The sequence below is a fragment of the Streptococcus sp. HMSC065H07 genome, from assembly GCF_001837325.1.
Classification (GTDB): domain Bacteria; phylum Bacillota; class Bacilli; order Lactobacillales; family Streptococcaceae; genus Streptococcus; species Streptococcus salivarius_H.
This window is the reverse complement of the sequence record NZ_KV832055.1, coordinates 1-588: the sequence shown is the minus strand read 5'-3', so window position 1 is coordinate 588 and position 588 is coordinate 1. Positions and strand designations below refer to the sequence as shown.

The window sequence follows — 588 nt, the reverse complement described above, 5'->3', positions numbered from 1 at the left end:
CATTGCCAATTGAGTTCTTAGCATCTGGTGTTTCGCCCTTGTTTACTGTTTGATCCTTAGCTGTTGGTGTATTCTTATCGGCATCTGTGCGTGGATCTTTAACAGTTACCTTAACTGGAACTTCGTCCTTAGAACCATCTGGATAAGCAACAACAACTGTTGCGTCTTTTTCACCAACTGTTGTTGTGTCGACTGGTGTCTTGAATTCGAACTTAGTTCCTTCTGGAAGGTCTCCGACGTTGCCGATTGAGTTCTTAGCATCTGGTGTTTCACCAACATTGACCGTTTGGTCTTTAGGAGTTGGCGTGTTTTTGTCTGCGTCAGTTCGTGGATCTACAACCTTGATAGTGACTGGGACTTCATCGATTGAACCATCTGGGTAGGTCACTACAACTGTTGTTCCTTTATCGCCCGGTGTTGTTGTATCAACTGGTGTCTTGTACTCAAATGTTGTGCCATTTGGTAGGTCTGAAACATTGCCGATTGAACCTTTAGCGTCTGGTGTTTCGCCTACGTTAACGGTTTGATCCTTAGCTGTTGGTGTATTCTTATCTGCATCCGTACGTGGATCTTTAACAGTTACCTTAA

The 588-nt window shown here is 43.9% G+C and carries 1 protein-coding gene; it reads right to left on the bottom strand.

The window, feature by feature from the left end; all coding sequences use genetic code 11:
* Window positions 1–588: Rib/alpha-like domain-containing protein (locus HMPREF2637_RS10370; protein ID WP_256316160.1), on the bottom strand; the 588-nt coding region annotated here is incomplete at both ends.